The sequence below is a fragment of the Streptomyces sp. NPDC054847 genome (assembly GCF_053610925.1).
In genome coordinates, this window is sequence record NZ_JBSGZJ010000583.1 from 1 (window position 1) to 3,788 (window position 3,788).

Below are 3,788 nucleotides of genomic sequence, written 5' to 3' on the forward strand. Positions count from 1 at the left end.
GCCCGAGGTGGCCGGCCTGCGGCGGGTCAGGTCGGGTCAGGTCAGCGACCGGCGTCGTACGACGCTGTGAGCTCGCGGCACTTCTTCACGTCGTCCGCCATCGCCACGAGCAGCGAGTCGATGGTGTCGAACTTCTCCTGGCCGCGTACGTACGCCAGGAAGTCCACCGTGACGTGAAGCCCGTACAGCTCGAGTCCCACCCGGTCGATCGCGTACGCCTCCACGGTCCGCTCCGTGCCGTCGAACTGGGGGTTGGTGCCCACCGAGATCGCCGCCGGCATCCGCTCGCCGGCTGCCGTCAGCCAGCCCGCGTACACGCCGTCGGCGGGAACCGCGGTGTGCGGCAGGGTTTCGACGTTGGCCGTCGGGAAGCCCAGCTCGCGCCCGCGCTGGGCGCCGCGCACGACGACACCCTCGACGCGGTGGGGGCGGCCGAGGATCTCGGAGGCCCCCTCGACGTCGCCCTCGGCGATCAGCCGACGGGTGAGGGTCGAGGAGAACGGCTCACCACCGCCCGCCTCTCCCCGCACGTACAGGTCGACGACCTCGACCTCGTAGTCGTACGTCCGGCCCATCTCCGCGAGGAAGGAGACGTTGCCAGCCGCCCGGTGGCCGAAGCGGAAGTTGGGGCCCTCGATGACCGCCCGCGCGTGCAGCTTGTCGACCAGCACCTTCACGATGAAGTCGGCCGGTGAGAGCTTGGAGAACTCGGCGGTGAAGGGCAGGACGAGCACCGCGTCCACGCCGAGCTCGGCCATCAGGTCCGCACGGCGGTGGTGCGGTGCGAGCAGCGGCGGATGGCTGCCCGGGCGGACGACCTCGCTGGGGTGCGGGTCGAAGGTCACCACGACGGACGGCACGCCGAGCTCGCGCGCCCGCTGCACCGCGCGTCCGATGATCAGCTGGTGTCCGCGGTGCACGCCGTCGTAGGAGCCGATGGTGACGACGCTGCGTCCCCAGTCCTGGGGGATGTCCTCCAAGCCACGCCAGCGCTGCACTGTGACCGCTCCTCGCCCGAACCTGTGTACGTGATTGCCGATTACGCAGGTCTAAGACTGCCATGCCCGGCGGCCGGGGTCGGCATCGGCACCGGACTCCCCCGTATCCCGAGAGCCCGGCAGGCCTCCACCGCGGCCCATTGCTCCGGATCCGCGACCGGCCAGCGTGCCATGAGCACGGCGAAGGCGGGCACCTCGCGGGCCAGCTCGGTGAGCCTCCGGTCGAGGCACGCCGCGCCCTTGGGGGTGCGGACGAGCAGCAGGCCCGTCCGGTGGACCAGCGACCGGGTCCGTTCCTCCTCGCGCGTCCCGCAGCCGTGCGCGGCGGCGCGCAGCAGGTCGTCGAGGACGGTGAGGTCGCGGGCCTCGTACTGCTCGTACCGCAGCAGGACCTCCAGAAGCTCCGCGCGCAGCGGGCGGGAGGCGGGAGCCCCGGCCGCGGCGAGCACGGGCGCGAGGGCGCCGCGCACCCGGGCCGGGCGGCCGCGCACGAGGTGGGTGACGAGCGGGAACAGTACGTCCCGCCCGTCCGGTCCGTGCTCGAGGCGGCGGTGGACGTAGGCGGCGGCGTGCACCGCGCCGTCCGGGCGGTGGTCGACGTACTCGCACACGAGGGCGGCCGCCCGGCGGGCCACGGCCGGGGTGGTGGCGGCATCGGCGAGCGCGGCGAGAGTCTCTCCCGCTCGGGCGGAGGTGTCCGGCCTCAGCAGCCGGCTCCGGAAGGCGGCGAGCACCGGCCCGGGATGGGTCGTCAGCGCGTCGGTGAGGGCGTCGGCGGGCAGGCACGGGTCGCCGGCGGCGAAGAGCTCGAGGGCCCGCGGCAGATGCCGGTCGCGGCTCACCGGGTCGCGGACCAGCAGGGTGAGTGCGGGGCCGTGCGCGCCCCGGGTGCCGGCGAGCAGGGCGCGGGCGGCCCGCCGCAGCAGTTCCCGGTCGGTGTCGCCGACGGACCTGGCCGCGATGAGCGGCCCGTAGGCGGCGGCTGCCGTCCGTCGCCCGGGCCGCGGGTCGCGGGCCCAGCGGTCCACGGCCCGGCACATCGCGGACGGTTCGTCCTCCGCGAGCGCACGGAGAAGCTCGTCGGCGCGGGGGTGGGAGGTGTCCGCGAGGGCTTCGGCGAGATCGTCGGGCGCGAGGTCCCGGCGGGCGTAGAGCAGCGCCTGTGCGGCAGCGCCGACCGTGGGGCGCACCGTCGCGCCGGGTCCCGGAGTGAGGGGCGTGTCGTCGTCGAACCACCGGCACAGCAGCGGCTGCACGGCCGCGGGGTCGGCCGCCAGCCGCGCGTCGGCGAGCTCCAGGAAGTGGGGGGTGGCGGTGCCGCTCGGCGGGGAGGGATCTCGGGGCAGGAGCCGCCGCAAGAGGTCGAACCTCGCCGGGTCCCCGAGCCGCAGCCCGGCCCAGAAGGCGGGACCGAAGTCGTCTCCCGGCCGTTCCGCCAGCCGTTGCAGGACGGCGAGGCACGGCTCGGCGTCCGGCACCCGGCCGAGCACCTCGTGCAGCAGCCTGGAGGCCCACCAGCGAGCTTCCCGGTCCTGTCGGCCGTGGGCGTCGTCATGGACCACGTCGGCCAGTTCGGCGAGCCGGGGCGCCAGTCGGTGTGCACCGCGCTCCCGGCCGAGGTGCAGCAGGGCCTGGGCGACGGGACCGATGCGATGGCGGGGCACGGGCGGCGGGCCGTCCTCACCCGGCCCGTGGTGCTCGCGGCGGTGGACGAGCGAGTGGAGCGCCGCGTCGACGTCGAGATGCGCGCCCTGGATCCACTCGGCGAGCTCCTCATGGGCGAAGCGGTAGCCGTTGCCCGCCGGAACGAGCAGGGTCTCCGTGAGGACCGCCGACGCCCAGCCGCCCGCCCAGGGGAACAGCTCCTCGAACGAGGCACGGTCCAGTTGGCCGTGACCGGTCCCCAGGCAGCGCCGGGCGGCCTCGTGCATCCTCCCGGCGACCCGGGCGGCGAGCCGGCGGACGGCGGCGCCCCGGGGCGGGGACCCGGCCGCGGTGGCGATGCGTACCGCGATCCGCAGGGAGAGGAGGTCGAGGTAGGCGCCGAAGACGCCGTCCCGCCCCGGTGTGCCGGGCACGGCGCCGGGCAGGGCACGGTGCACCTCCGAGAGGAGCCTCAGCACGAGCGGATGCCGCTCGTCACCGGCAGCCACGCTGCCGGGCCCGAGCCCGTACCCCTGCCGCGCCGACCGGGCCTGCTCGGGGGTCAGGTCACCGAGACGCACGGCGGGCGGCGGCTGCGGGTCCCGGACACCGGGGCCGGGACAGCCCGGTCCCACGGCGAGCGGCGGGGGGACCACGACCGGCAAGCGGGGCCCCGGCACCGTGCGTTCCGCCGCGCCCGCGGTCAGCGGCGCTGCGTGCGCCGCGTGTGCTGCCTCCGCTGCCCGGGCGGCGGGGGCCTGGACCGCTCGGGTTGCCTTCGCCGCATGTGGTGCGTGTGCGGTGCGATCTGCGTGCGCCGTTGGGTCCGCGTGGGCTGCCTGCGCCGCGTGTGCCGCATGAGCTGTACGGGCCGCGTGTGCCGGCTGCGCCACCTGTGCGGCAGAGCCCCGCACCGTCTGCGCCGCCGAAGCCCCTTGCGCCCGCGCCGGCCCCCGCAGCGGCGCGGCCGGGGCGCCTTCGGCCTCCGCAAGGCCCGCCCCGGCCGGCCCTTGCGGAGGCCCGACCGGGCGGTGCAGCAGGTGCGGCGGGTAGAGCGCCCCGGCCTGTTCCCAGTGCTCCGGACGGCATGCCACGACCAGCCGCGTGCCGGAGGCGGCCAGCCACGCCACGGTGGCCGCCGTCCAG

1 protein-coding gene and 1 pseudogene are annotated in these 3,788 nt (G+C 76.1%); both read right to left on the reverse strand.

The window, feature by feature from the left end; translation table 11 throughout:
* Window positions 1-41 precede the first annotated feature (41 nt).
* The gene (locus tag ACWGH4_RS32695; RefSeq protein ID WP_453467235.1) at window positions 42-998 is read right to left on the reverse strand and encodes a bifunctional riboflavin kinase/FAD synthetase; all 957 of its coding nucleotides are present in this window, start codon (window positions 996-998) and stop codon (window positions 42-44) included.
* Between the two features lie 41 nt (window positions 999-1,039).
* Window positions 1,040-3,262: pseudogene (locus tag ACWGH4_RS32700) on the reverse strand (serine protease); the annotation flags it as partial.
* Between the last annotated feature and the right edge of the window lie 526 nt (window positions 3,263-3,788).